We start from the raw sequence: 24,992 nt of genomic DNA on the forward strand, positions 1-24,992 counted from the left end.
TGGCTGATAATTTTACTTAGTTGGGATTTGTTTTTTATGTGACCATTTGTTTAAAATGAATTCCAAACGTTCAATTAAATCGTCATAAGTCAGAATGTCAATGAGATTTTTGTATTTTCTCTTAATTATCTCAAAGTCATAAAGCTGTTCTTTTCTTAAGTTGGTCTTCCTACCCATGATGATAAAGCCTCCGGGGTTAGTTATCTTTATCTCAAAATCATCAGGGATTTTACGCTTGAATTGCTGGGTTAATCTTTTTTCACCAACTTCTCCGCTTTTGTTTAGATGGAAAATGTATTTCTCAATTTGCATGACAGTACCACTTAGGTCTCTTAATGGAATGTAATTATCTCTATACCCTCTTTCGGTGACTATGCATTTGTCGAAGGGTTTCTTTATTTCAATGATATCTATATTTCCTGAAGAATCGACTAGGAGGTAATCGATAGATCTGTTTTTTGCGCTGTGAAAATCCTTTACTTTTGCTTCATCGAAGACATATAAGTATTTGGGGTACAGCAAAAGTATGATATCCAAAATCTCAGCCTGCCATTGCTTCTCAGTGTATTTATCTTCATTTTTTAACATTTCTTTTAGTTTATCTAAAATCTTCTGATATTTGAATTCCTCATAGTCAGCAAGTTGATTGCTAATGCTGTTGTCCTTTAAATCAATTTTTTTGTTAAGATAGTCATGATAACTCTTTTCATGCTGCCCATCTGATTCTATATACGAGGAGATGATTGACTCTACTCTTGCTAGAGCATATCTATTTAGTTCATAAGTGCTAGGGAACTTGTTGATCAGCTTATTGAATTCAACATAAGGTATGCATCCTATTTTGTTTCCTCCAATATAGATATCAGAATTGGTTATTTTTCCTATTTTTTTGAAAATTGATATCAATCTTTCAGCAACAAAAATCTTTCGCGATAAATTTACTTCTTCGTGTATGAATACATCTACATCCAATCCAAGTAACTCGCCATGGAACCTATAGTAATTTTCGATTTTCTCTGCGACGACAAACTCAATAGTGTCTCTATTATCGTCGTCGTCGAATGTTGATGCCAGCTCATTTTTCGAAAGATAGAATGTTTTGGCGATGGTGTAAATGTTGTTTTTTTCAAGCTCGTTATAGACTTGCTCTGCGCTTATCATTTCAGGCGTGTATTCTAATATTATTTTGTTTTCTTCGTTTCTAAATATTATCATTTTCAATCCTTATGTTTGTATGGATTTATTTCATGTTGTGGGGACAATTCCTTTAGGTTTTTATTCGATTTATCTCTAATGCTAAGGGCTATCATTATGGGAGTCACGATAGTTCCTTTATCGAACAAATAAGGTTGTTAACAACACCAAATGACAATTGGTCTCTTGTCAAAGGGATGTGTTTCTGATCTTACTCTCTAATATAGTAATTAATCAAATAGAGTTCACATAGAATATACGTTGTTTGTTCCATCCTCCAACTCTACAGAGTTGCCGCCGCCCGCGCCGGGCGGCATCCTTCCAGCATGAACAATCAACACGACATTTTGCGCCTGCTGCGCAACCTGATCCGCATCGGCACCGTGAGCACCGTTGACCTTGATAACGGCCTGTGCCGCGTCGAAACCGGCGGCAATCTTACCGACTGGCTCAACTGGCTAACCTGTCGCGCCGGGCGTACTCGCAGCTGGTCGGCGCCCTCGGTCGGTGAGCAGGTGCTGATCTTTGCGCTGGGTGGCGAACTCGATACCGCGTTTGTGCTGTGCGGCATTTTCTCTGACGACTTCCCGGCCCCGTCTGCGTCGGCGGATGCGCTGCATATCGCATTCCCTGATGGCGCGGTTATCGAGTACGAACCGGAAACCGGCGCGCTGAGTGTGTCAGGCATTAAAACCGCTGACGTGCAGGCGTCGGAGTCCATCACCGCCAGCACTAAGGTGGTGATCGTTACCGCTGACAAAATCACGCTCGATGCGCCAGAAGTGGTCTGCACCAACAAACTCACCACCGGCACGCTGGAAGTGCAAAAAGGCGGAGAGATGCGCGGGAACATCGAGCACAGCGGCGGCTCGTTCTCGTCGAATGGCGTCGTTGTTGATTCGCACACACACGGCGGTGTCCAGACCGGCGGCGGGAAAACGGGGAAACCAACATGAACAACGCCAAATATATCGGCATGAACCGAGGCACCGGCCGCACGCTGACTGACATCGAGCATATTCGCCAGTCCGTGGCGGACATCTTGGTCACGCCGCAGGGTTCGCGCCCGATGCGCCGGGCTTATGGCTCGTTGCTCTCTGAGCTGCTCGACCAGCCGCAGAACGACGCGCTGCGCCTGCAGATTATGGCCGCCTGCTACAGCGCGATTTTGGCGTGGGAGCCGCGCGTCAAGCTGACCGGCATCGCTTTTAATACCACCTATGACGGCAAGATGGTGATCGACATCACCGGCACCCGCACCGATGCCCCCGGCGCGCTGTCGCTGTCTGTTCCTGTGAGCTGAAACCATGGCAACGATTGACCTTTCACAGCTGCCCGCGCCGATCGTCGTTGAGGTGCTGGATTATGAAGACATTTTGGCAGAGCGTAAGGCGACGCTGATTTCGCTTTACCCGGAGGAACAGCGGGAGGCCGTCGCGCGCACGCTGGCGCTGGAGTCGGAGCCGATCGTTAAGCTGTTGCAGGAAAACGCATACCGCGAGGTGATTCTACGCCAGCGCGTCAACGATGCCGCGAAAGCGGTGATGCTGGCGTATTCCACCGGCGAAGACCTCGACCAGCTCGGGGCCAACTTCAACACGCCGCGACTGGTGATCGCTCCGGCGGATGAGAGCACCATTCCGCCGACACTGGCAATCATGGAAGCGGATGAAGATTACCGCCTGCGCCTGCAGGATGCTTTCGAAGGGATGAGTACGGCGGGATCGGCTGGTTCCTATCGTTATCACGCCCGCTCGGCCGATGGCCGGGTAGCTGATGTGACGGCAATCAGCCCATCACCGGCTAACGTGACCGTCACCGTGTTGTCACGGGACGGCGACGGCACCGCCAGCGCTGAGCTGTTGCAGGTTGTCCGCGACGCGCTGAATGATGAGGATGTGCGCCCGGTTGCCGATCGCGTCATCGTGCAATCAGCCAAAATTGCCCCGTATGTTATCGAGGCCGTTTTATACCTGTATCCCGGCCCGGAAGTGGCGCCCATCCTCGACACCGCAAACAAACGGCTACGCGCCTATGTGCAAAATATGCGGCGCCTCGGGCGCAGTATCCGGCGCTCAAGCATGAATGCGGCATTGACCGTTGAAGGTGTCGAACATGTGGAAATCATCAAGCCTGCTGCTGACATCGTGCTGGATAAAACGCAGGCGGGTTACTGCACCGGCGTGAACATTACCCCAGGGCGAGCCGATGACTAACCGTCTATTGCCTGTCGGCTCCTCACCGCTGGAAGTTGCCGCCGCCGCCGCGTGTGCCGAGCTGGAGCGCGTGCCGGTTCCCCTGCGTGATTTGTGGAACCCGAAAACCTGCCCGGTGCATCTGCTGCCCTATCTGGCGTGGGCGTTCTCTGTCGATCGCTGGGATGAGGCGTGGCCGGAGGACGTGAAGCGGGGCGTGGTTTCGGCTGCGTTCTACATTCACCGGCACAAGGGCACCATCGGCGCTGTGCGCCGCGTGGTGGAGCCGCTCGGCTACCTGATCAACGTTATCGAGTGGTTCCATACCGACGGCGCCGATCCGCCCGGTACTTTCCGGCTGGATATTGGCGTGCTGGAAACCGGCATCACCGAGGAAATGTATCAGGAAATGGAGCGCCTGATCGCCGACGCCAAGCCGCTGAGCCGCCACCTGATCGGCCTCAACATTTTGCAGGACATCCCCGGCCGGATTTACACCGGCGCGGCTGCCATTGATGGCGATGTCATTACCGTTTACCCCGGATAAGAGAAAATCATGAGCAAATACAAAGCGATTATTACCACCGCCGGGGCGGCCAAGATTGCCGCCGCCAGCGCGGGCGGCACGCAGTTGAAAATCGTCTCTATGGCCGTCGGCGACGGGAACGGCACGCTGCCGACGCCCAATCCGGCGCAAACAAAACTCGTCAACGAGAAGTACCGCGCGGCGCTAAACGGGCTGACCATCGATAAGGCATTGAAAAATCACATTCTGGCCGAGATGATTATTCCGGCGAACGTCGGCGGGTGGTGGTTGCGTGAAATGGGCCTCTATGACGAGGCCGGGACGCTGATTGCCGTCAGCAACATGGCGGAGAGCTACAAGCCGAAGCTGGAAGAGGGCAGCGGCCGCACGCAGACGCTGCGCATGATCCTGATTGTCAGCAGCACCGAGGCGATTCAGGTGATCGCCGGTGGCGACACCGTGCTGGCGACCAAGGATTTTGTGGCCGACGCGATCGCCGCGCATGAGAAAACCCGAAACCACCCGGACGCCAGCACCACGGCGAAAGGTCTGGTACAGCTGAGCAGCGCAACGACCAGCACCGACGAAACGAAAGCCAGCACGCCCAAAGCGTTAAAAGCGGTCAACGATGCCAGCATGAAAAAGGCCGCCAATCTGTCCGACTTGCCCGACAAGGCCGCCGCGCGTGGCAATCTGGCGCTGGGTGATGCCGCGACGCGCAACGTCGGGGTAGAAGGCGGACAACTGATGGCCGTCGGCGCGTTTGGTCTGGGGGCGGGCGCGCGGGCTTTCGATAACGCTTATTGCAACACTGCGCAAATTTACCGGCTGAATGCGACCTCTGAGAACAAGCCGCCGATCGCTGGAAATATTGCCGCCGGGGTGCTGAGCCTGCCTTGCGATGCCGCACCCTCAACGGGCTATGTCAGCGTGTCGGGGCTGGGGCATGGTTTTATTGGCCGTTCTAACCGTCCTGAAAATGGGGTGGTATGGTCACGGATTTACACCACCGATTACAAACCAACGGCCGCCGATGTCGGTGCATGGAGTAAAACCGAAGCTGACGGCCGTTTTCTGATGCTGTCCGGCGGCACGGTTAAAAAACTGGCTATTAAGCCCGGCAACGCTGAAACGGATGGGGACTCACTGAATATTGAGGGAAACCAGCATACGCCGTTGGTCATGAGCCGCCCTTCAGCACAGAGTAATTTATCAATCGGTTTCCAAGTCGCCGGGAAGGCACTGATGCGTCTTGGTTTGGGGATGGATAACGAGTTGCATTGGGGAACTGAGCCTAATCAGGGGGCAAACCCGCGTATTTATACGACGGCTAAGCCGCCTACAGCACAAGAAACCGGTGCACTGACGGATGCGCAGGCCGTGCAGAAATACGCGCTGCGTTCTATCAAGGTGAACGGTAAACCGTTGAGCGGGGACGTCAATCTGTTGGCAGGTGACGTCAACGCATGGAACAAAACTGAAGCCGATGGGCGCTTTGTGAAACGGGTGGGCGATACCATGACCGGGGCGCTTACGTTGCCGCGCGTGGTTTTCCCCAGCGAAAGCTTGCAGGCCACGAATGCTGACAGTGATATCACTCGGCCGGATGGTTTCACGCTTGAACAGCTCGGCGATAAATCAGTCGGCTATCCACTGACTAAAGGCAATCTCGGTAATTTGATGACGTTCAAACTCAACAAATACCGGCATGTCCAATTTGCGATCGGCTCGGGTAATACGGAATTTTGGCTACGTTCTCCTCGGGAAGATAATCCGGCGACGGCTAAGGCTTGGGCGCAGGTGTACACGACACACTACAAGCCGACGGCCGCTGACGTTGGCGCGCTGACGGATGCGCAGGCCGCGCAGAAATACGCGCTGCGCTCTATCAAGGTGAACGGTAAGCCGTTGTCCGCTGATGTGAATTTGTTGGCCGGTGACGTTAACGCCTGGAATAAAACCGAAGCAGATGGCCGCTATCTGGCGAAGACCGGCGGGCAGTTAACCGGGGCGCTAAAGACCAGCGCGGAGATCCAATCTACCCATATTGATAATTATCGCATGGTCGGCGGCGGGTTCGGTTCCTTCTGGCGCAATGACGGCAACCGGCTTTATCTGCTGCTGACAAACGAAAATGACCAATACGGCACATTCAACGCCCTGCGTCCGTTTTCTGTGGATGTCAGAACCGGCGCCGCCGCTTTTGAGTCGGGTATTCATATCGGCGGTAAATGGCCTGCGATCACCACCTCCAGCGGGACGACGTGGCACCCTGACGGCAACGTTCAGGGCAGCTGCTGGGGCGGCTACCTCAGCAACTGGCTTAATCAAAATATCTCGGCTGCGCAGAACAATGCGCAGAACTGGGCCTATCAGAATTTGGTTCAGGGTGTGCGCATGGCCGGGCGCACGGTTATCGCGGATACCGGCGGGCGCATCGATTTACCGTCGGGCTGTGTTTATACCGGTATGTCCGGCTCAAACTACAACCCCTCAATCTGGGGCGCTTATTCAGCGGTTCAGGTGCTGATTAACGGCACATGGGCAACAATTGGAACGGTGTAAAATGCAACACATTAAGAATTTGAAGAGATACACGCCGGAAGAATTATTCCTCGGCGAGAACGTGATTTATCTTCAGGATGATAACGGTATTGACTGGTACGCCGCGCAAAAATTGTTTTCGCCGGACACCGTAAAACTGGCTTATGACGAAAGCGGCATTATCTGCGTGATTAACAGCGATGTGTCGATGCTGTGGCCGATTGGCTTATCGGTTATTGAGCTGAACCCAACGAAACTGCCAAAGCGTTGTCTGGCTAATGGTGAGTGGGTGTTTGACGGTAAGAAGGTGAGCCAGCGAGCCTATTCTGCAGAAGAAATGATGGCGAGGGCTGAAGCCAGAAAAAATGAATTACTGGCGATCGCGGGTAAGGCTGTTGCGCCGCTTCAGGATGCTGTTGATTTGGATATGGCGACCGAGGCAGAAAAAGCGCTGTTGGCGGACTGGAAAAAATACCGCGTGACGCTGAATCGTCTTGATATGTCAGCCCCGGAAATTGACTGGCCGGTGGCGCCCGCCGCCTAAGAAAAAAGCCCGCAGCGATGCGGGCTTTTGTATTTGCGGTATTCCCTGATGTTGCCGCATCGACCTTTCGACATTACCCCGCCCGGCTAAAATCCGTCCAATTGATTGCATAGATCAATACGGCGTTATTGATCGGCGCGAGCGATCGTTATTTCCTCCAAAATCCCCCAATCCGGCCCTGCCTGTTGTCTGGTCTGCCTTCCAGCACCCACCGCGTGCGGCCCGGCGCGCCGGGCGTCATCATGCCTGCACCTACTCACCACCCGGAGCAAATTAATGGGCGATTATCATCACGGCGTGCGCGTCGTCGAAATCAACGACGGCACCCGCGTTATTTCCACCGTATCGACGGCAATCGTCGGCATGGTCTGCACGGCGGAGGATGCCGACGCGTCGGTTTTCCCGCTCGACACCCCGGTACTGATCACCGACGTGCTGGCGGCCTCCGGCAAGGCCGGTAAAAAAGGCACGCTGGCGGCGTCGCTGCGGGCGATCGCCGAACAGGCGAAGCCGGTCACGGTGGTTGTCCGCGTTGCCACCGGCAAAGACGCGGCGGAAACCACCTCCAATATCATCGGCGGCGCGAACGCTGAAGGCCGTTACACCGGCATGAAAGCGCTGTTATCTGCACAGGCTGAGCTGGGCGTTAAGCCGCGCATCCTCGGCGTGCCGGGGCTGGATAATCAGGAGGTCGCGACGGCGCTCGCCGGGATTTGCCAGCAGTTGCGCGCGTTCGGCTATATCAGCGCCCAGGGCTGCAAAACCGTGCAGGAGGCGATTAAGTACCGCGACAATTTCAGCCAGCGCGAGCTGATGCTGATCTGGCCGGATTTTGTCAGCTGGAACACTACCGCCAACCAGAGCGACATCGCCTACGCCACCGCCCGCGCGCTGGGCCTGCGTGCCAAAATCGACACGGAAACCGGCTGGCATAAGACGCTTGCAAACGTCGGTGTTAACGGCGTGACCGGTATCACCGCCAGCGTGTTCTGGGATTTGCAGGCGCCCGGCACCGATGCCGACCTGTTAAACCAAGCGTGCGTCACCACGTTGATCCGCAAAGACGGCTTTAAATTCTGGGGGGCCCGCACCTGTTCCGATGATCCGTTGTTCCTGTTCGAGAACTACACCCGCACCGCGCAGGTGCTGGCCGATACCATGGCCGAGGCGCACCTATGGGCCGTTGACCGCCCGGTAACGCCTACGCTGGTGCGCGACATGATTGACGGTATCAACGCGAAATTCCGCGAGCTGAAATCCGCAGGGCTGATTATCGACGGCACTTGTTGGTACGACGAAAGCGCCAACACCAAGGAAACCCTGAAGGCGGGCAAGCTGTTTATCGATTACGACTACACGCCGGTGCCACCGCTGGAAGATTTAACCCTGCGCCAGCGCATCACCGATCGCTATCTTGCGACGTTTGCGGCATCCGTGAACCGCTAAAGGAGACGTTAGAACATGGCACTGCCGAAAAAACTGAAATACCTGAACCTGTTCAACGACGGCTACAGCTACATGGGCGTGGTGTCCTCGCTGACGCTGCCGAAGCTCACCCGCAAGCTGGAGAAATACCGGGGCGGCGGCATGAACGGCGCGGCCTCCATCGATATGGGGCTGGACGATGACGCGCTGGCCGTTGAGTGGTCGATGGGCGGCATTGATGAGCTGGTGCTGAAGCAGTGGGGCGCCGTCGATGCTGTGCCGCTGCGCTTTGCCGGCTCCTTCCAGCGTGACGACACCGGCGAGGTGTCCGCTGTGGAAGTGGTGATGCGTGGCCGCCACAAAGAAATCGATTTTGGCGAGTACAAGCAGGGCGAGGATACCGAAACCAAGGTTTCCACCGAGTGTACTTACTTCAAGCTGACCGTGGACGGCAAAGAGCTGATCGAAGTCGATACCGTGAACATGGTCGAAAAGGTCAACGGCGTTGACCGGCTGGCCGAGCATCGCAAGGCGATCGGCCTGTAATTTTTGCGCCAGCCTGCCGGGCTGGCCCTTTTCCCCCAGATTTGAGAGAACACCATGAAAGACGCAAAAGAAAATACCGTTACCCTCGACACCCCGATCCAGCGTGGTGAAACCACCATCGCCGATGTGCAGGTGATTAAACCGAACGCGGGCGCACTGCGCGGTGTCGGGCTGGCGGCGATCGCCAATGCCGACGTTGATGCGCTGCTGGTTGTGCTGCCGCGTGTGACCGTGCCGAACCTGACCAAAGAAGAATGCGCGCGCCTTGAGCTGCCGGATTTGGTGGCGCTGGCCGGGAAAGTGGTCGGTTTTTTGTCGCCGAACTCGGCGGCGTAATCCCTGACGCCCGGCTGAGCGTTGATGACCTGATGGCGGACATCGCGGTGATCTTCCACTGGCTGCCGTCTGAAATGGCCGGAATGACGCTCACGGAGCTGTTGAACTGGCGCCATAAGGCACTGCAACGCAGCGGAGTTAATCACGATGAGTAAAAGCCTGCAGCTACAGGTGCTGCTGAAGGCCGTAGACCAAGCCACCCGCCCGTTAAAGAGTATCCAACAGGCCAGTAAATCACTGGCCGGTGACATCAAAACCACTCAGCAAACCCTCAAGGCGCTGGACGCGCAAAGCGCCCGGATTGAGGGGTTTCGCAAGGCGCAGGGGCAGCTTGCCGTTACCGGCAAGGCACTGAAGAAAGCCAAGGAAGAGGCGGCCGCGTTGGCCGTCCAGTTCAAGGCGACGGAAAAGCCCACGGCGCAGCAAGCGCGCTTGCTGGAGGCATCAAAGCGCGCCGCCGCCGAGTTGCAGACGAAATACAACGGCCTGCGCCAGTCGGTGCAGCGCCAGCGTAACGCGCTCAACGCTGACGGCATCGCTACCCGGAACCTGAGCGCCGAACAGCGCCGGTTGAAGGCCAGCGCCAGTGAAGCCACGACAGCGCTGGGCCGCCAGCGCGGCGAGCTGGAACGCCTGAGCAAGAAACAAGAGCAGGTTAACCGCGTCGGCGCGCGTTACCGGGCCGGGCAATCGGCAACTGCGGCTGTCCGTAATACCAGCGCGGCCGGGCTGGGTATCGCTACCGCCGGGCTGGTCGCTGAAGGGGCGTTTATTGCGCCGGGGGTGCAGTTCGACAGGCAGATGTCAGACACGCAAGCCACGTTAGGGCTGGCGAAAAATGACCAGCAACTGGCCGCCATTCGCCAGCAGGCGCGGGATATTGGCGCCACCACTGCGTTTTCGCCGACGGATGTCGCGCGCACGCAATCCGTATTGGCGAAATCCGGCTTTAACGGCGATGCCATTCTGAAATCGACCGAATCAACGGTCAATCTGGCGCTGGCCTCCGATCTGGACATCGCCGACGCGGCCGACATCATCACCAACATGCAATCGGCGTTTAACATGCCGATAGACGAGATCCAGCGCGTTGCGGACGTGATGACCAAAGGCTTCACCAGCTCGAACAGCAACCTGATGGATTTTGGCGAGGCGATGAAGTACGTCGCGCCGATCGCCGAGGCGGCCGGGGCCAGTATCGAGGACACCACCGCCTTGCTGGGCGTGTTGGCCGATAACGGCATCAAGGGGTCTATGGCCGGTACGGCGGCCAGCGCGATGTTTACGCGGTTACAGGCGCCCGTCGGGCAGGCGGCTGATGCGTTGTCAGAATTGGGCGTAAAAACCAAGGACGGCAAGGGGAACATGCTGCCGATCGCGAACATCCTCAAGAAAATTAACGGCTCGTTTAAAGCCAACAAGCTCGGCACCGCGCAGCAGGCCGAATACCTGAAAGTCATTTTTGGCGAAGAGGCGATGAAAGGCGCTATCAAGCTGATTGACGCCGCCGGTAATGGCAAGCTGAGCGAAAAACACAACACCGTCACTCAGTCAAAAGGGGCTACGGCCCAGATTGCCCGAGTGAAGGTGGACAACCTCGACGGCGACCTGAAAAACCTGTTTTCGGCGTGGGAAGATGTTCGCATTGAGGTGTTCGACGGCCAGAATTCAGCGCTGCGCAAACTCACGGTTTCCGCCACCGAATGGCTCACCAAGGCAGGGGCATGGGTGAAGGCCAATCCTGAGCTGGTCGGCACGCTGGTGAAAGTCACGGCGGGCGTTACGGCCCTGATCGGTGGCCTCGCTGCGCTGGGCCTTATTGCATGGCCGGTGATGGCCGGGGTCAATATGTTGATCGCCGGGGCCGGGCTGCTGGGAACGGTCTTTACCACCGTCGGCGCCGGGATTACGGCCGCATTCAGTGTGATCACCCTGCCGGTGGTCGCGGCGGCGGCGGTGATTGCCGGTGTGGCGTTGACTATCCGTAAATATTGGGAGCCTATCAGCGCCTTTTTAACGGGTATTGGCGAAGGCTTCAGCGCCGCTTTCGCGCCGATGCGCGCCGCGCTTGTCCCGCTGGCTGGCGCATTTACGCCGCTGCTGAACATGGTACGCAACGTCTGGCAGTGGTTCGGCAAGCTGATCGAGCCGGTGAAATCTTCACAGGCCGAACTCCAGACGGCCGCGCGCTATGGGCGCATGTTCGGTGAATGGATCGCGGCCGGATTGAGCCTGCCGCTGCAGCTGTTGGGCGGATTGCCCGGTCTGCTGACCGGCATCTGGGGCGTTGCGAGCGGCATTGCAGAGCGTGCCGCCGCCGTCTGGGACACTATCGGCGAGCGTGTTAACGCGGCATGGCTGGCGCTGAGCGCCGCCACGGTTCAGGCATGGGATCGGCTGACCGGCTGGCTTAATGGTAAATGGGAGGGGCTGGTAAACGGGGCTAAAGCGCTGCCGGGGCAGTTCAAAGAAGCCGGGATGAACATGATTAACGGGGTCATTGACGGCATTAGCGAGCGCTGGCAGGCGCTGAAGGATAAATTTAGCGGCCTCACTGACATGCTGCCGGACTGGATGAAGTTTGGCGACGATGAGGCGGAGGTTAACCCGGCGATTTCATACAATCGCCGGGCGCCTGAGCTGATGCCGGGGCCAGGCTATGCGGGGGCATTCGACAAGGGCGGCATCATCCCGCGCGGCCAGTTCGGCATCGTCGGCGAGCGTGGCCCGGAGATTGTCAACGGCCCGGCCAACGTCACCGGGCGCCGGAAAACGGCGGCGCTGTCGGCGGCGATGTTATCGCTGTCAACGCCGGTGATGGCGTCGGCCCCGGCTGCTGCACCTGCCACGGCGCCAGCCCCGATCACGATTCAGGTGTACGGCGCCCCCGGCCAAGACGCGGCCTCCATTGCGCGAGAAGTCTCGCGCCAGCTCGAGGCCGAACGACGCAAACACGCGGCCGCCGCGCGTAGCCGCATGACTTACGGAGATTCATGATGATGTTAACGCTGGGGCTGTTTGTTTTTATGCTGCAGACGCTGCCGTATCAATCCATGAGCCGCAACGCGGAATATCGCTGGCCGAGCAACGGCCGCGTTGGCCTGCGCCCGGCGGCGCAATTTCTGGGGATGGATGAGGAAAAAATCACGCTCTCCGGGGTGCTGCTGCCGGAGATCACCGGCGGCCGCTGGTCACTGCTGACGCTGCAACTGATGGCCGAGCAGGGCCGGGCGTGGCCGCTCATTGAAGGCACTGGCACGATTTACGGCATGTTTGTGATCGAGTCGATTTCTGAAACGCACTCCGAGTTTTTCGCCGACGGCAGCCCGCGCCGCACAGAGTTCACGCTCAACCTGAAACGGGTCGATGAATCCCTGTCTGCGATGTTTGGCGATCTGCGCCAGCAGGCCGGGGAACTGTACGATAAAGCCGGAGAGATGGCCGGGAAGGCCGCCGGTGCTATGGGAGGGTTGTTATCATGAAAAGCGGCGTAAGCCTGCCAGCCGGGGCGCGAGTTGCCCCGGATTTTTCGCTGTTGCTGCAGGATAGCGACATCACGCAGAACATCCGCAAGCGGCTGATTTCTCTGTCGCTGACGGATAACCGGGGCTTTGAGGCCGACCAGCTCGACATCGAGCTGGACGACAGCGACGGACTTATGGCGATGCCTCAGCGCAATGCGGTGCTGTCGCTGGCGCTCGGCTGGCAAGGCTCGCCATTGACGCCAAAGGGCCAGTTTACGGTCGATGAGGTCGAACACCGGGGCGCGCCGGACACGCTGACTATTCGCGCGCGTAGTGCGGATTTTCGCGGCTCGCTGAACACCCGGCGAGATGAGTCCTACCACGACACCACCCTGGGCGACATTGTGCAGAAGGTGGCTGCGCGCAATAAGCTGAAAGCCTCGCTGGCCGCCGGTCTGGGCACCATCAAAATCAGCCATATCGACCAGACGCAGGAGACGGACGCGGCATTTATTACCCGACTTGCAACGCTCAACGGCGCGGTGGCGGCGGTGAAAAATGGCGCTCTGCTGTTGTTGCGACCGGGGAACGGCGCCACGGTAGGCGGGAAGCCGTTGCCGGTGTATACCATCACCCGGCAGGATGGCGATCAGCACAGTTTCAGCATTGCCGATCGGGATGCCTACACCGGCGTGACGGCGAGCTGGCTCAATACCAAAAAGCCGAAGCCAAAGAAAGTGAAGCTGCAGCGCAAGCCAAAAGAGCAGCATTTGCGCGCGCTGCAACACCCGAAGGCGAAGCCGGGCAGCAGTAAAAAACCGGGGAAACCGGCGGAGGCGGCGAAAGGCGACTATCTGGTGGGGGCTGACGATAACGTGTTTGCGATCACCAAAATTTACGCCACAAAGGCCGCTGCGATGCGGGCAGCACAGGCAAAGTGGGAAAAGCTTCAGCGCGGTGTGGCTGAGTTCTCACTGTCGCTCGCCATGGGGCGGGCCAGCATCACCCCAGAGACGCCGGTACGCGTCAGCGGGTTTAAAGCGGCGATCGATGCGCAAGACTGGATAGTGAGCAAAGTCACGCATAATCTCAGCAATAGCGGCTTTACGACGGCGCTGGAGTTTGAGGTTTTGCTGTCGGAGGTTACTTATGATGTTTCTTGATGGGAATTGTAAATTCACTTAAAGAAACTTCTTTTTTGGATCGCGAGCGGTATTATCGCGGCAATTGAGCCAGTGACGAGGAATTAATCATGTTTCATTGCCCGCTTTGCAGAACAGCGGCCCATGCCCGCACCAGCCGTTATTTGAGTCAACAAACGAAAGAACGTTATCACCAGTGCCAAAATATTAACTGTGGCCACACGTTTAAAACGATGGAGACCTACCAATGCGCGATAATGACGCCGGGCCGGGTTGATGCAGTGCCGCCGCATCCGGTCGGCGCCAGTGTGGAAGGACAGCAACAGGTTATGTGGATGTGACCAACTCAGAGATACAAGCCCGCAAAATGCGGGTTTTTTTATGCCTGAATTATGTCGCGCCAAATAGGATAAAGGGGGCGAGTTGTTTTTTAGGGGGACAAAAAGGGGGCAACGAACAATCGATAAATAAAAAAGCCACTCTGAGGAGTGGCTTAATTATATGATTTTAAAGCTAAAATTTGGTGGCCCCTGTTGGGTTTGAACCAACGACCAAGCGATTATGAGTCGCCTGCTCTAACCACTGAGCTAAGGGGCCAAGCCGCGAGATTATAGGGAATCCTTAAGCGGCGGTCTACTGTTACCCGCCCGTATGTTGCTTTTCTGCACAGTTCTAGCCTGTTGTAATTGCTGGCGGATTTTGCGATAACCGCAGTAAATCCCTGTAATGGACTCACGACACTCATGGAACTTCTGGCGCCTGACCTGCGGGTGGTGTTTTGCGGCATCAACCCCGGCCTTTCTTCCGCCCATCAGGGCTACCCTTTCGCCAACGGCAGCAATCGCTTCTGGAAGGTGATCCATCAGGCCGGCTTTACCGAGCGCCAGCTGGCGCCGGAGCAGTGGCAGCAGCTGAAGGATAATGGCTGCGGCATTACCGCGCTGGTGGCGCGCCCGACGGTGGCGGCCAGCGAGCTGTCGCGCGACGAGCTGCGCAGCGGCGGCGAGGTGCTGCAAGAGAAAATCCTGCGCTATCAGCCGCGCGCGCTGGCGATTTTGGGCAAGCAGGCGTTCACCACCGCCTTCGGGGTGAAAAACGCGCCCTGGGGCAAGCAGGCGCTGATGCTGGGGGAAACCGAGGTGTGGGTATTGCCCAACCCCAGCGGATTGAATCGCGCCACGCTGGAGCAGCTTACCGCCAGCTATCGCGAGCTGTTCCTGGCGTTGCAATGATGCGGCGGGGCGTATTCAGGGCATAAAAAAACCCCGGCAGGCCGGGGTTTTTGTTTTGGGTGCGGCAGCCGGACTTAGTCGTCCAGGAAGCTGCGCAGCACTTCGGAGCGGCTTGGGTGACGCAGCTTGCGCAGCGCCTTGGCTTCGATCTGACGAATACGCTCACGGGTAACGTCAAACTGCTTGCCTACCTCTTCCAGCGTGTGGTCGGTGTTCATGTCGATGCCGAAACGCATGCGCAGCACTTTCGCTTCGCGCGCGGTCAAGCCGGCCAGCACGTCGTGGGTGGCGGAACGCAGGCTTTCCGAGGTCGCGGAGTCCAGCGGCAGCTCGAGGGTGGTATCCTCGATGAAGTCGCCCAGATGCGAATCTTCGTCGTCGCCGATCGGCGTCTCCATCGAGATTGGCTCTTTGGCGATCTTCAGCACCTTGCGGATCTTGTCTTCCGGCATCAGCATGCGCTCTGCCAGCTCTTCCGGCGTCGGCTCGCGGCCCATCTCTTGCAGCATCTGGCGCGAAATACGGTTGAGCTTGTTGATGGTCTCAATCATATGCACCGGAATACGGATGGTGCGCGCCTGGTCGGCGATGGAGCGGGTGATAGCCTGACGGATCCACCAGGTGGCGTACGTCGAGAACTTGTAGCCGCGGCGGTATTCGAACTTGTCTACCGCTTTCATCAGGCCGATGTTGCCTTCCTGGATCAGATCCAAGAACTGCAGGCCGCGGTTGGTGTATTTCTTGGCGATAGAAATAACCAGACGCAGGTTGGCCTCAACCATCTCTTTCTTCGCGCGGCGGGCTTTCGCTTCACCGATCGACATGCGACGGTTGATGTCTTTGACCTGCTCGATGGTCAGGCCGGTTTCTTCTTCGATCTGACGCAGTTTCTGCAGGCTGCGCTGCACGTCTTCAGCCACGTCTTTCAGCTTTTCCGACCATGGCTTGGCCATCGCCAGCGCGGCTTCGAACCAGGAATCGCTGGTTTCGTTGCCGGCGAACAGGGTGACGAAGTTTTTCTTCGGCATTTTGCATTGTTCAACGCACAGCTTCATGATGATGCGTTCCTGGGTGCGAACGCGGTCCATCATGGTGCGCATGCTGTTGACCAGGAAGTCGAACTGCTTCGGCACCAGGCGGAACTGCTTGAACACTTCAGACAGCTTCAGGATCTCGTCCGCGGCGCTGGCGTGGCTGCGGCCGTTCTTCTTGATCACCAGACGCGTCGCTTCATACTGATCGCGCAGCTCGGCGAACTTCTGACGCGCCAGCTCAGGATCGATGCTGTTGTCGTCTTCGGTATCGTCGTCTTCGTCGTCTTCATCTTCTTCGTCGTCGTCTTGCTCTTCGCTCGACAGTTCAGAACCGATGTGGGTGGCGGTTGGGGCGATGTCCTCTTCCGCGTTAGGATCGACGAAGCCGGTGATCAGATCGGACAGGCGCGCTTCGCCCGCTTCGACGCGATCGTACTGCTCAAGCAGGTAGGTAATGGCTTCCGGGTATTCGGCAACCGAGCACTGCACCTGGTTGATGCCGTCTTCGATGCGTTTGGCGATGTCGATTTCGCCTTCGCGCGTCAGCAGTTCGACGGTACCCATTTCGCGCATGTACATGCGCACCGGGTCGGTGGTGCGGCCGATTTCGGATTCCACGCTGGACAGAACCTGTGCGGCGGCTTCTTCTGCATCTTCGTCCGTGCTGTTCGAGTTTTCGGCGAGCAGCAGGTCATCGGCGTCCGGTGCTTCTTCCATCACCTGGATGCCCATGTCGTTAATCATCTGGATGATGTCTTCGATCTGATCGGAGTCGACGATATCTTCCGGCAGATGGTCATTGACCTCAGCATAGGTCAGATAGCCTTGCTCCTTACCACGGGTGACAAGTAGCTTCAGCTGTGACTGCGGGTTTTGCTCCATAAGACGGTATCCACACTTCAGAGTATTTAGGTTGGTGTCGGTCGGCGAAACCGCCAACAATAGCATTTGGGGCGTTTTCGTTATCGCCGCGGCCCACTATGGCGGCACTGTGCAGGGCTCTGCCCTCGCAATTATCGGCACTTAAGCCGTTTGGTATTCAGTTTTTCTTCGCTAAAACCTGGTTGAGAGAACGGACTTCTTCACGTTCCTCCGGGCTCAGGCCGCGCGTTCTGGCCTGGGCGATCAGCGTTTCCAGCCGTTGCTCGAGCACCGAGTCGTACAGGCTGGCCAACGTATCCAAAAAGGTCTGTTCGACCATGTCCTCAACGATCATATGGTTCCATGTCGCCAAGGTTTCAAGCTGCTGGCTGAATTTGTTGTCGCGATACAGCTCCAGCAATTGCCCGGTCGTCAGGCCCGGCTGCGCCAAACAGGTCTGCACCAGTTCGACGAACAGCGGCAATCCCGCCTGTTTGGTCTGCTCCAGCCCTTCAAGCGAAGGGATAAGTGTAGCCAACTGCGGATTTTGCACCAGTAACCCTATCAGTATACGCATGGTTGTGCGTTTTAGCTGGGGCGCCTGATAAGGATTCGCATTTTCCGCCTGCTTGGGCATCAGCTTGTCGAGCTGGCTGTCGTCCAGCAGCCCCAGCTTGTTGCCAAGCTCCTGGCGCAGGTACAAGCGCAACGTTTCGCCCGGCACCTGAGTAATCAGCGGCAGCGCCAGCGTGCTCAGCTTGGCGCGCCCGTCCGGGCTGCTCAGATCCACCTGCGGCAGCAGGCTTTCGAACAGGAACGTGGACAGCGGCTGCGCCTGCTCCATTCGCTGTTCGAAGGCTTCTTTGCCTTCCTTGCGCACCAGGGTGTCCGGATCTTCGCCGTCGGGCAAAAACATGAACCGCAGCTGGCGCCCGTCGTTCAGGTACGGCAGCGCGGTTTCCAGCGCCCGCCATGCCGCCTCGCGGCCGGCGCGGTCGCCGTCGTAACAGCAGACGACGTTGTCGGTGGCGCGGAACAGCAGCTGAATGTGTTCAGCCGTCGTCGAGGTTCCGAGCGAGGCGACGGCATAATCGATGCCGAATTGCGCCAACGCCACCACGTCCATATACCCTTCCACCACCAGCAGCCGCTGGAGGGTAGGGTGGTTCTGCTGTGCTTCATACAGGCCGTACAGCTGGCGGCCCTTATGGAAAACTTCGGTTTCCGGCGAGTTCAGGTACTTCGGCATACCGTCACCCAATACGCGGCCGCCGAAGGCGATCACGCGCCCGCGCTTGTCGCGGATGGGGAACATCACCCGTTCGCGGAAACGGTCGTACGAACGCCCCTGATCGTTAGTCACCAGCATGCCGGCATCGTTCAATGCGCGGCGCGAGTCGGCGTCGCGGCCGAAACGCTTCAGGGCGTTGTCCCATCCCGCCGGCGCGAAGCCGATGGCGAAATGGCGAATAACGTCGTCACTTAATCCGCGCTGCTGCAAATAGCTGCGCGCCGGTGCCCCGGAGGACTGCTGCAGTGACTGTTGATAGAACGCGCTGAGCTGCTCCATCAGTTGGTACAGGCTCTGGCGCTGATGGCGTTCGATCTGGGTTGGCCCGGTGCCCGCTTCATAAGGCACTTCCAGCCCGTGCATGGTCGCCAGCTCTTCGATGGTTTCGACAAACTCGAGTCGGTCGTAATTCATCAAAAAATCGACGGCGTTGCCGTGCGCACCACACCCAAAACAGTGATAAAACTGCTTTTCGCCATTAACGGTAAAGGAAGGCGTCTTTTCGTGGTGGAACGGACAGCACGCGTGGTAGTTCTTGCCTTGCTTCTTGAGCTTCACGCGAGCGTCGATCAAGTCGACGATGTCGGTGCGAGCCAGCAAGTCATTGATAAATACGCGCGGAATTCGTCCAGCCATAAGCCCTTACTTCATTAGCCTATAAACGAGAACAAGCCGCGCATTCCTTTCGGAAAGCACGGCCTTCGTATGCAACTACTCGGTCTGCGCGATTTTGAAAATCAGAAATTCACGCGGTGGGGTTGCCCCCGAAGAATTAATACAGACGAGTGCGGCGTGCGTTTTCGCGAGCCAGTTTCTTCGCGTGACGTTTCACAGCAGAAGCTTTAGCGCGTTTACGTTCGGTAGTTGGTTTTTCATAAAACTCACGACGACGAACTTCAGCTAAAACACCTGCTTTTTCGCAAGAGCGTTTGAAACGACGCAGAGCAACGTCAAATGGCTCGTTTTCACGTACTTTAATTACCGGCATGTGCCTCTCACCTCAATAAAATTCGGTTTGTTGCTGGCCAAGCGCCAGCCTTTTCAAAATGGTGCGGAATTTTACTCCAATGGATGCTGCTTTGTAAAGCATCACCGCAAATTGAAACCCGCGTCGCTCTGCCGCAACGTGCGCAATTTTGCACCGGGCGCTGATTATAGACTAATCAGAAAAAAATGCTCGTGTTTAATCGCCTGGGCATTTTCTGGATGAATCATCGACATAGGTGCGAGCCAGTGACAAGATGCGCCGCGCTGGCGGTAAATGCGGCGGAATGTGGTAGACTGGCGGCCGCACGTGAATGATGGGAAATGTAATGCGAGTACTGGGTATAGAAACGTCCTGCGATGAAACCGGAATTGCAGTGTATGACGATCAAACCGGTTTGTTGGCCAACCAATTATACAGCCAGGTGAAGCTGCACGCCGACTACGGCGGCGTGGTGCCGGAACTGGCCTCGCGCGATCACGTGCGCAAAACCGTGCCGCTGATTCAGGCGGCGCTGAAAGAGGCCAACCTGACTCCGGCCGACATCGACGGCGTGGCCTACACCGCCGGGCCGGGCCTGGTGGGGGCGCTGCTGGTCGGCGCTACCGTGGGGCGCGCGCTGGCGTTCGCCTGGAACGTGCCGGCGGTGCCGGTGCACCATATGGAAGGCCACCTGCTGGCGCCGATGCTGGAAGATAACCCGCCGGCGTTCCCGTTCGTCGCGCTGCTGGTCTCCGGCGGCCATACTCAGCTGATCAGCGTCACCGGCATCGGTGAGTATGAACTGCTGGGCGAATCGATCGACGATGCCGCCGGCGAAGCGTTCGACAAAACCGCCAAGCTGCTCGGCCTGGATTACCCCGGCGGGCCGATGCTGTCGAAGATGGCGCAGCAGGGCACGGCGGGGCGTTTCACTTTCCCGCGGCCGATGACCGATCGTCCGGGCCTGGACTTCAGCTTCTCCGGGCTGAAAACCTTCGCCGCCAACACCATTCGCTCCAACGGCAACGACGATCAGACGCGTGCCGACATCGCCCGCGCCTTCGAGGATGCGGTGGTGGACACGCTGGCAATCAAGTGCAAACGCGCGCTGGAGCAGACCGGTTTCAAACGCCTGGTGATGGCCGGCGGCGTGAGCGCCAACCGCACGTTGCGCGCCAAGCTGGCGGAGATGATGCACAAGCGCGGTGGGGAAGTATTCTATGCCCGCCCGGAATTTTGCACCGACAACGGCGCGATGATCGCCTATGCCGGCATGGTGCGCCTGAAGAGCGGCGCCAGCCCGGAACTGAGCGTTTCGGTGCGGCCGCGCTGGCCGCTGGCGGAACTGCCTGCGGTATAAAGCAAAGGGCCGGATAATCCGGCCCTTCTGTTATTCGTCTTTCGGCCGATCGCCGTTATCCGCATCTGCCTGGTTTTTCTTCTTGCGGAACTTGCCCCAGATCTTGCCTTCCTGGCCGCGCCACAGGCGCTGAATATTGTCGTGATGCCGCATCAGGATCAGGCAGGAGAGCATCGCCACCGGGAAGGTGAACTGCGGTTTGAACCACCAGACGTAGAACGGGGCGATCAGCGCGCTGACGATGGCGCCGAGCGAAGAGTAGCCGCTGAGCAGCACCGTCAGCAGCCAGGTGCCGGTCATCAGGCCGGTCAGATCCCAACCGATAGGCGCGATGGCGCCAAACGCCGTCGCTACGCCCTTACCGCCGCGGAAGTGGAAGAACACCGGATAGATGTGCCCCAGGCAGGCGGCGATCGCCGTCAGGCCGAGGTACAGCGGCGGCACATCGAGTTTGTAGGCCAGCCAGACCGGCAACATCCCTTTCAGAATATCGAATACCAGCACCGCCGCTGCCGCCAGCCGGCCGCCGATGCGCAGGACGTTGGTCGCCCCGGGATTTCCTGAGCCATGTTCACGCGGATCCGGCAGCCTGGCGATCCGGCAAACCAGGATCGCGCTGGAAATCGAGCCGCACAGATACGCGAAGATAATCATGCCAAGCGCGGTAGCACTCATAACGCGGTTCCGTTTAATAATGGTCGTTTTACTCGCAACATCTATGGATAATACGCACATTCCGCTGGAAGTGGTATCCGGCAAGGCCAAAAACAGAGAATGACGTGATGGATATCGTATTTATTGAAGAGCTTACCGTAATTACCACCATTGGCGTTTATGAGTGGGAACAGGGCATTCGTCAGAAGCTGGTGTTCGATATCGAAATGGGCTGGGATAACCGGCCGGCCGCCGCCAGCGACGACGTAACTGACTGTCTGAGCTATGCCGACGTCAGCGACGCCGTGATCCAGCACGTGGAGTCGAACCGTTTTGCGCTGGTGGAGCGAGTGGCAGAGGAAATATCTGAAATTTTGCTTCAGCGCTTCAATTCCCCCTGGGTCCGTATTAAGGTCAGCAAACCGGGCGCTGTAGCACATGCCAGTCGGGTCGGCGTGATCATTGAGCGCGGCACTCGTCCCGCATGATTTTATGTCATCTGCTTGCAACGAAAGACCGTTAAGCTGGTCTTAATCCTGAGAATTGTTTTAGCGGCATTGTCTTTAAGCATTGCCGCTTTTTTATGTGATAGCCGTTATTTTATGGGGTGAGCGAAGCACATGGCAGACATGCATTCACTGTTTATTGCGTTTGTTCTTGGGGTTGTCGAGGGATTAACCGAATTTCTGCCGGTTTCTTCCACCGGGCATATGATCATCGTCGGCGAGTGGCTGGGCTTTACCGGCGACAAAGCCAAAACTTTTGAAGTCATTATCCAGCTGGGGTCGATCCTGGCCGTAGTCGTGATGTTCTGGCGCCGGCTGTTCGGCCTGATCGGCATCCATTTCGGTGGCAAGCCGGTGGAGCACGAGGGTAAAACCAGCGGCCAGCTGAAGCTGGGGCACATCCTGTTGGCGATGATCCCGGCGGTGGTGCTGGGCCTGGCCTTCCATGATTTCATCAAGTCGCTGTTCGCGCCGAAAAACGTGATGTACGCGTTGGTGGTCGGCGGCCTGCTGCTGTTGGCGGCGGAATGGCTGAAGCCGAAGAAACCGAGCGCGGAAGGGCTGGATGACATCACCTACCGCCAGGCGTTCATGATCGGCTGCTTCCAGTGCCTGGCGCTGTGGCCGGGCTTCTCCCGTTCGGGTTCCACTATCGCCGGCGGTATGCTGGTGGGCGTGAACCGCTATGCGGCGTCCGAGTTCTCCTTCATCCTGGCGGTGCCGATGATGATTGGCGCCAGCGGCCTGGATCTGTACAAGAGCCTGCACTTCCTGACCTGGGGCGATCTGCCGATGTTTGCCGTCGGTTTCATTACGGCCTTCGTGGTGGCGCTGATTGCGATCAAGACCTTCCTGTCGCTGATCAAACGCATCTCGTTCGTGCCGTTCGCCATCTACCGCTTTATCGTGGCAGCCGTGGTTTACATGGTATTCCTGTAAGCCCGACGCCAAGAAAAAACCCCGCTCTGCGGGGTTTTTTTATGCCTGAGCGTTGATAATCGTTTGGCTGAGTTTCCAGTCGGCCAGCGCCTGCTGGCGGCGGCGTTTGAGCTCGTCGCGGATCGCGGTGCCCTGCAGCCCGCTGGCCACCACTTCTTTGATAGATACCGCGTTCGCCACCTGATACGCCTGGCGCAGATAGTCGCCCTGTGGATAAGGGTTCTCCTCAAAGCCGGTGCGGCCGCGCGCGTCCGCTTCGCTAGTCAGGATCATCTGCTCCAGCCTTTGGGGTTTGCGCCAGACGTCAATGGCGTCGAACAGCTTCAGCAGGGTGTCCGGCCGCAGCTTGTTCACGGTGTGGATCAGATCATGGTACTCGGCCACCAGCTTGCTCAGATCGCGCACCGGGTTGGGCACCCGCAGCCGCTGGCACAGCGCTTCGACCAGCCGCACGCCCGCCGGGCCGTGGCCGTGGTGATGCGGCCAGAATTCTTTCGGCGTCAATCCTTTGCCGAGGTCATGGCACAGGGTGGCGAAGCGCACGTCCACCTCCGGCGTGAGGCGGGCGGCAATCGCCAGCGCCATCAGCGTGTGCACGCCGGTGTCGATCTCCGGGTGCCACTTGGCGGGGGCCGGTACGCCGAACAGCGCGTCGATTTCCGGGAACAGCACCGCCAGCGCATCGCAGTCGCGCAACACCTGAAAATAGACTTGCGGGCTCTGGCTTTGCAGCGCCTTTTCGGTTTCCTTCCAGACGCGTTCGGCGGTCAGCGCAGCCAGTTCACCGCCGTGCGCCATTTGGCGCATCAGCGCGAGCGTTTCGTCGGCGATGTGAAAACCCAGATGGGCGAAGCGAGCGGCGAAGCGGGCCACGCGCAGCACGCGCAGCGGATCTTCGCCGAACGCGTCGGAAACGTGGCGCAGCACGCGCGCCTGCAGATCGGCCACGCCGCCGTAAGGATCAATCAGTTCCCCTTCGGCGGAGCGGGCGATGGCGTTGATGGTCAGATCGCGCCGCAGCAGATCTTCTTCCAGCGTCACGTCCGGCGCGGCATAGCAGGTAAAACCGGTGTACCCCTGGCCGAATTTGCGCTCGGTGCGTGCCAGCGCGTACTCCTCATGAGAATCGGGATTGAGGAACACCGGGAAATCTTTGCCGACCTGCTGATAGCCCAATGCCAGCAGCTCCGCCGGCGTGGCGCCCACCACCACCCAATCATGATCGACCACCGGAATGTCGAGCAGGCTGTCGCGAACGGCGCCGCCGACCAGATAAATCTGCACTGTTGACTCCTGAATATCGTGTAAGGCTCTGTCTATCAGATTACATGAATTGGCCGCGGGATGTCGGCACCAATGAAAAGGGCGCCCGCAGGCGCCCATACTCAAACTGAACGATACTGAGATCAGTTCATCCAGCGGTTGTTGTTCTTGCGGCGCGGGATCAGGTGCGGCAACAGCAGGCCCAGCAGCAAACCGACGCCGGCGACGCCGCCGCCGTACATGAACCACTGCAGGATAATGGTGCGCTGTTTGTCGTCGAGCTGCAGGTTAACGGCGTTGACCTTCTTCTGCGCGACCACCAGCTGGTTTTTCAGATCCTGGTTTTCCTTCTGCAGGCTGCTGATGGTGCTGTCGCTGCCCGCGACTTTCTCCTGCATTTCCGAGGTGCGCTGGTTCCAGGTGTTGTCGATGTTGGCCAGCTTGTCGGTCAGGGTTTTCACCTGCTGTTCCAGCTCGGGCACGCGAGTGCGCAGGCTTGGCGTCTGGCTGAGCTGGTCGAGCGGGATCCAGGTGGTGCGGCCTTTCGGATCGCGGATCTGGCCGTAGTTGGTGCTGTCGTTGACGCTCAGCAGGGTGACTTCTTCACCGGCGTTCAGAGTGCCGACAATACGGTACTGATTACCTGGGCCGCTATGGACGTAAGTGCTTAACTCATCGGAGATATAGCGTTTATCTTCGGCATGTGCGGCCCAAGTGATGCTGAAGCTCAGCGCGGCAAGGCAAATCAGGCGTAATTTCTGCATTAGTTCATCGTTTCTGGGTGAATTTATGGAACGATAGTAGAGCGTTCAGTCTGACGACGCAACGCCAAAACCGGAATGAGAACTATCTTACTGTGGCTGATTCTGTGAGTTGCGCAGCGTTTTATAACGTAACAGGTTTTTTCTACAGTTAGCAGGGTTAAGGCGCCGGGAATCGCGGTAAGATAATGGCAACTGTGCGTCATTG

The 24,992-nt window shown here is 57.6% G+C and carries 25 protein-coding genes and 1 tRNA gene; 18 read left to right on the forward strand and 8 right to left on the reverse strand.

Features of this window, described 5'->3' with window-relative positions; genetic code table 11:
• Nucleotides 1-12: 12 nt before the first annotated feature.
• Nucleotides 13-1,215 (reverse strand): Shedu immune nuclease family protein, encoded by a 1,203-nt coding sequence (locus AC4PR2_RS07820; RefSeq protein WP_492174988.1) that lies wholly within the window; start codon nucleotides 1,213-1,215, stop codon nucleotides 13-15.
• Nucleotides 1,216-1,520: 305 nt separating this feature from the next.
• On the opposite strand from AC4PR2_RS07820, the gene AC4PR2_RS07825 reads away from it, so the two are divergent.
• The 14 genes from AC4PR2_RS07825 to AC4PR2_RS07890 all read left to right on the forward strand — a co-directional run bounded on the left by AC4PR2_RS07825 (nucleotide 1,521) and on the right by AC4PR2_RS07890 (nucleotide 14,257).
• Nucleotides 1,521-2,150 (forward strand): phage baseplate assembly protein V, encoded by a 630-nt coding sequence (locus tag AC4PR2_RS07825; protein ID WP_049278480.1) that lies wholly within the window; start codon nucleotides 1,521-1,523, stop codon nucleotides 2,148-2,150.
• Nucleotides 2,147-2,497, forward strand: a complete 351-nt coding sequence (locus tag AC4PR2_RS07830) for a GPW/gp25 family protein (protein ID WP_492174989.1) — start codon at nucleotides 2,147-2,149, stop codon at nucleotides 2,495-2,497. The genes AC4PR2_RS07825 and AC4PR2_RS07830 overlap by 4 nt, the downstream gene beginning before the upstream one ends.
• Nucleotides 2,498-2,501: 4 nt before the next feature.
• Nucleotides 2,502-3,410 (forward strand): baseplate assembly protein, encoded by a 909-nt coding sequence (locus AC4PR2_RS07835; RefSeq protein WP_049278482.1) that lies wholly within the window; start codon nucleotides 2,502-2,504, stop codon nucleotides 3,408-3,410.
• Nucleotides 3,403-3,936, forward strand: a complete 534-nt coding sequence (locus tag AC4PR2_RS07840; RefSeq protein ID WP_015379109.1) for a phage tail protein I — start codon at nucleotides 3,403-3,405, stop codon at nucleotides 3,934-3,936. Before AC4PR2_RS07835 ends, AC4PR2_RS07840 begins: the two co-directional genes overlap by 8 nt.
• Nucleotides 3,937-3,945: 9 nt before the next feature.
• Nucleotides 3,946-6,480, forward strand: a complete 2,535-nt coding sequence (locus AC4PR2_RS07845; protein ID WP_492174991.1) for a phage tail protein — start codon at nucleotides 3,946-3,948, stop codon at nucleotides 6,478-6,480.
• Between the two features lies 1 nt (nucleotide 6,481).
• Nucleotides 6,482-7,003 carry a tail fiber assembly protein gene (locus AC4PR2_RS07850; RefSeq protein ID WP_492174992.1) on the forward strand — a complete coding sequence of 174 codons (522 nt, stop codon included), beginning with the start codon at nucleotides 6,482-6,484 and terminating at the stop codon, nucleotides 7,001-7,003.
• A gap of 276 nt (nucleotides 7,004-7,279) precedes the next feature.
• Nucleotides 7,280-8,449, forward strand: coding sequence for a phage tail sheath protein (locus AC4PR2_RS07855; protein ID WP_492174993.1), 1,170 nt, complete (start codon nucleotides 7,280-7,282; stop codon nucleotides 8,447-8,449).
• 15 nt (nucleotides 8,450-8,464) lie between these two features.
• The gene (locus AC4PR2_RS07860; protein WP_023447563.1) at nucleotides 8,465-8,974 is read left to right on the forward strand and encodes a phage major tail tube protein; all 510 of its coding nucleotides are present in this window, start codon (nucleotides 8,465-8,467) and stop codon (nucleotides 8,972-8,974) included.
• A 54-nt stretch (nucleotides 8,975-9,028) separates the two neighbouring features.
• A complete protein-coding gene (locus AC4PR2_RS07865) occupies nucleotides 9,029-9,310 on the forward strand; it encodes a phage tail assembly protein (protein ID WP_060437254.1) in 282 nt (93 codons plus the stop codon).
• Between the two features lie 32 nt (nucleotides 9,311-9,342).
• Entirely contained in the window at nucleotides 9,343-9,465 is a 123-nt protein-coding gene (locus AC4PR2_RS07870; RefSeq protein WP_492174994.1) for a GpE family phage tail protein, read from the forward strand.
• The gene (locus AC4PR2_RS07875; RefSeq protein WP_492174995.1) at nucleotides 9,458-12,307 is read left to right on the forward strand and encodes a phage tail tape measure protein; all 2,850 of its coding nucleotides are present in this window, start codon (nucleotides 9,458-9,460) and stop codon (nucleotides 12,305-12,307) included. The genes AC4PR2_RS07870 and AC4PR2_RS07875 overlap by 8 nt, the downstream gene beginning before the upstream one ends.
• On the forward strand, nucleotides 12,307-12,792 hold the full coding sequence (locus tag AC4PR2_RS07880) for a phage tail protein (protein ID WP_060387526.1): 486 nt from the start codon (nucleotides 12,307-12,309) through the stop codon (nucleotides 12,790-12,792). Before AC4PR2_RS07875 ends, AC4PR2_RS07880 begins: the two co-directional genes overlap by 1 nt.
• Nucleotides 12,789-13,937 carry a phage late control D family protein gene (locus tag AC4PR2_RS07885; RefSeq protein WP_492174996.1) on the forward strand — a complete coding sequence of 383 codons (1,149 nt, stop codon included), beginning with the start codon at nucleotides 12,789-12,791 and terminating at the stop codon, nucleotides 13,935-13,937. The genes AC4PR2_RS07880 and AC4PR2_RS07885 overlap by 4 nt, the downstream gene beginning before the upstream one ends.
• 89 nt (nucleotides 13,938-14,026) lie before the next feature.
• Nucleotides 14,027-14,257, forward strand: coding sequence for a DNA-binding transcriptional regulator (locus AC4PR2_RS07890; protein ID WP_072055861.1), 231 nt, complete (start codon nucleotides 14,027-14,029; stop codon nucleotides 14,255-14,257).
• A 180-nt stretch (nucleotides 14,258-14,437) separates the two neighbouring features.
• Here the strand turns inward: AC4PR2_RS07890 and AC4PR2_RS07895 are convergent.
• Nucleotides 14,438-14,513 (reverse strand) — tRNA-Ile (locus AC4PR2_RS07895).
• A gap of 146 nt (nucleotides 14,514-14,659) precedes the next feature.
• Between AC4PR2_RS07895 and mug the strand changes: the two genes are divergently transcribed.
• On the forward strand, nucleotides 14,660-15,148 hold the full coding sequence (mug, locus tag AC4PR2_RS07900; protein WP_060441002.1) for a G/U mismatch-specific DNA glycosylase: 489 nt from the start codon (nucleotides 14,660-14,662) through the stop codon (nucleotides 15,146-15,148).
• Nucleotides 15,149-15,222: 74 nt separating this feature from the next.
• Here mug and rpoD read toward each other — a convergent pair whose 3' ends face one another.
• The 3 genes from rpoD to rpsU form a co-directional block, all read right to left on the reverse strand.
• On the reverse strand, nucleotides 15,223-17,064 hold the full coding sequence (gene rpoD / locus AC4PR2_RS07905) for an RNA polymerase sigma factor RpoD (protein ID WP_004937194.1): 1,842 nt from the start codon (nucleotides 17,062-17,064) through the stop codon (nucleotides 15,223-15,225).
• A gap of 157 nt (nucleotides 17,065-17,221) precedes the next feature.
• Nucleotides 17,222-18,970: a DNA primase gene (gene dnaG / locus AC4PR2_RS07910; RefSeq protein WP_025304325.1), complete on the reverse strand. Its 1,749-nt coding sequence runs from the start codon at nucleotides 18,968-18,970 to the stop codon at nucleotides 17,222-17,224.
• 136 nt (nucleotides 18,971-19,106) lie between these two features.
• Complete coding sequence (gene rpsU, locus AC4PR2_RS07915) at nucleotides 19,107-19,322, reverse strand: 30S ribosomal protein S21 (protein ID WP_001144069.1); 216 nt, start codon at nucleotides 19,320-19,322, stop codon at nucleotides 19,107-19,109.
• A gap of 325 nt (nucleotides 19,323-19,647) precedes the next feature.
• Between rpsU and tsaD the strand changes: the two genes are divergently transcribed.
• On the forward strand, nucleotides 19,648-20,661 hold the full coding sequence (gene tsaD, locus AC4PR2_RS07920; protein WP_049198481.1) for a tRNA (adenosine(37)-N6)-threonylcarbamoyltransferase complex transferase subunit TsaD: 1,014 nt from the start codon (nucleotides 19,648-19,650) through the stop codon (nucleotides 20,659-20,661).
• A 30-nt stretch (nucleotides 20,662-20,691) separates the two neighbouring features.
• On the opposite strand, the gene plsY is transcribed toward tsaD, so the two are convergent.
• On the reverse strand, nucleotides 20,692-21,336 hold the full coding sequence (plsY, locus tag AC4PR2_RS07925) for a glycerol-3-phosphate 1-O-acyltransferase PlsY (protein ID WP_049198480.1): 645 nt from the start codon (nucleotides 21,334-21,336) through the stop codon (nucleotides 20,692-20,694).
• A 107-nt stretch (nucleotides 21,337-21,443) separates the two neighbouring features.
• Between plsY and folB the strand changes: the two genes are divergently transcribed.
• Nucleotides 21,444-21,803 (forward strand): bifunctional dihydroneopterin aldolase/7,8-dihydroneopterin epimerase, encoded by a 360-nt coding sequence (folB, locus tag AC4PR2_RS07930; RefSeq protein ID WP_019453081.1) that lies wholly within the window; start codon nucleotides 21,444-21,446, stop codon nucleotides 21,801-21,803.
• A 132-nt stretch (nucleotides 21,804-21,935) separates the two neighbouring features.
• Nucleotides 21,936-22,760, forward strand: a complete 825-nt coding sequence (bacA, locus tag AC4PR2_RS07935) for an undecaprenyl-diphosphate phosphatase (protein ID WP_025160107.1) — start codon at nucleotides 21,936-21,938, stop codon at nucleotides 22,758-22,760.
• 39 nt (nucleotides 22,761-22,799) lie between these two features.
• Here bacA and AC4PR2_RS07940 read toward each other — a convergent pair whose 3' ends face one another.
• Both AC4PR2_RS07940 and AC4PR2_RS07945 read right to left on the reverse strand, forming a co-directional pair.
• On the reverse strand, nucleotides 22,800-24,044 hold the full coding sequence (locus AC4PR2_RS07940) for a multifunctional CCA addition/repair protein (protein ID WP_197803655.1): 1,245 nt from the start codon (nucleotides 24,042-24,044) through the stop codon (nucleotides 22,800-22,802).
• A 122-nt stretch (nucleotides 24,045-24,166) separates the two neighbouring features.
• Nucleotides 24,167-24,787 (reverse strand): TIGR04211 family SH3 domain-containing protein, encoded by a 621-nt coding sequence (locus AC4PR2_RS07945; RefSeq protein WP_019453078.1) that lies wholly within the window; start codon nucleotides 24,785-24,787, stop codon nucleotides 24,167-24,169.
• Nucleotides 24,788-24,992 lie beyond the last annotated feature (205 nt).

This window comes from Serratia sp. A07 (assembly GCF_058725505.1).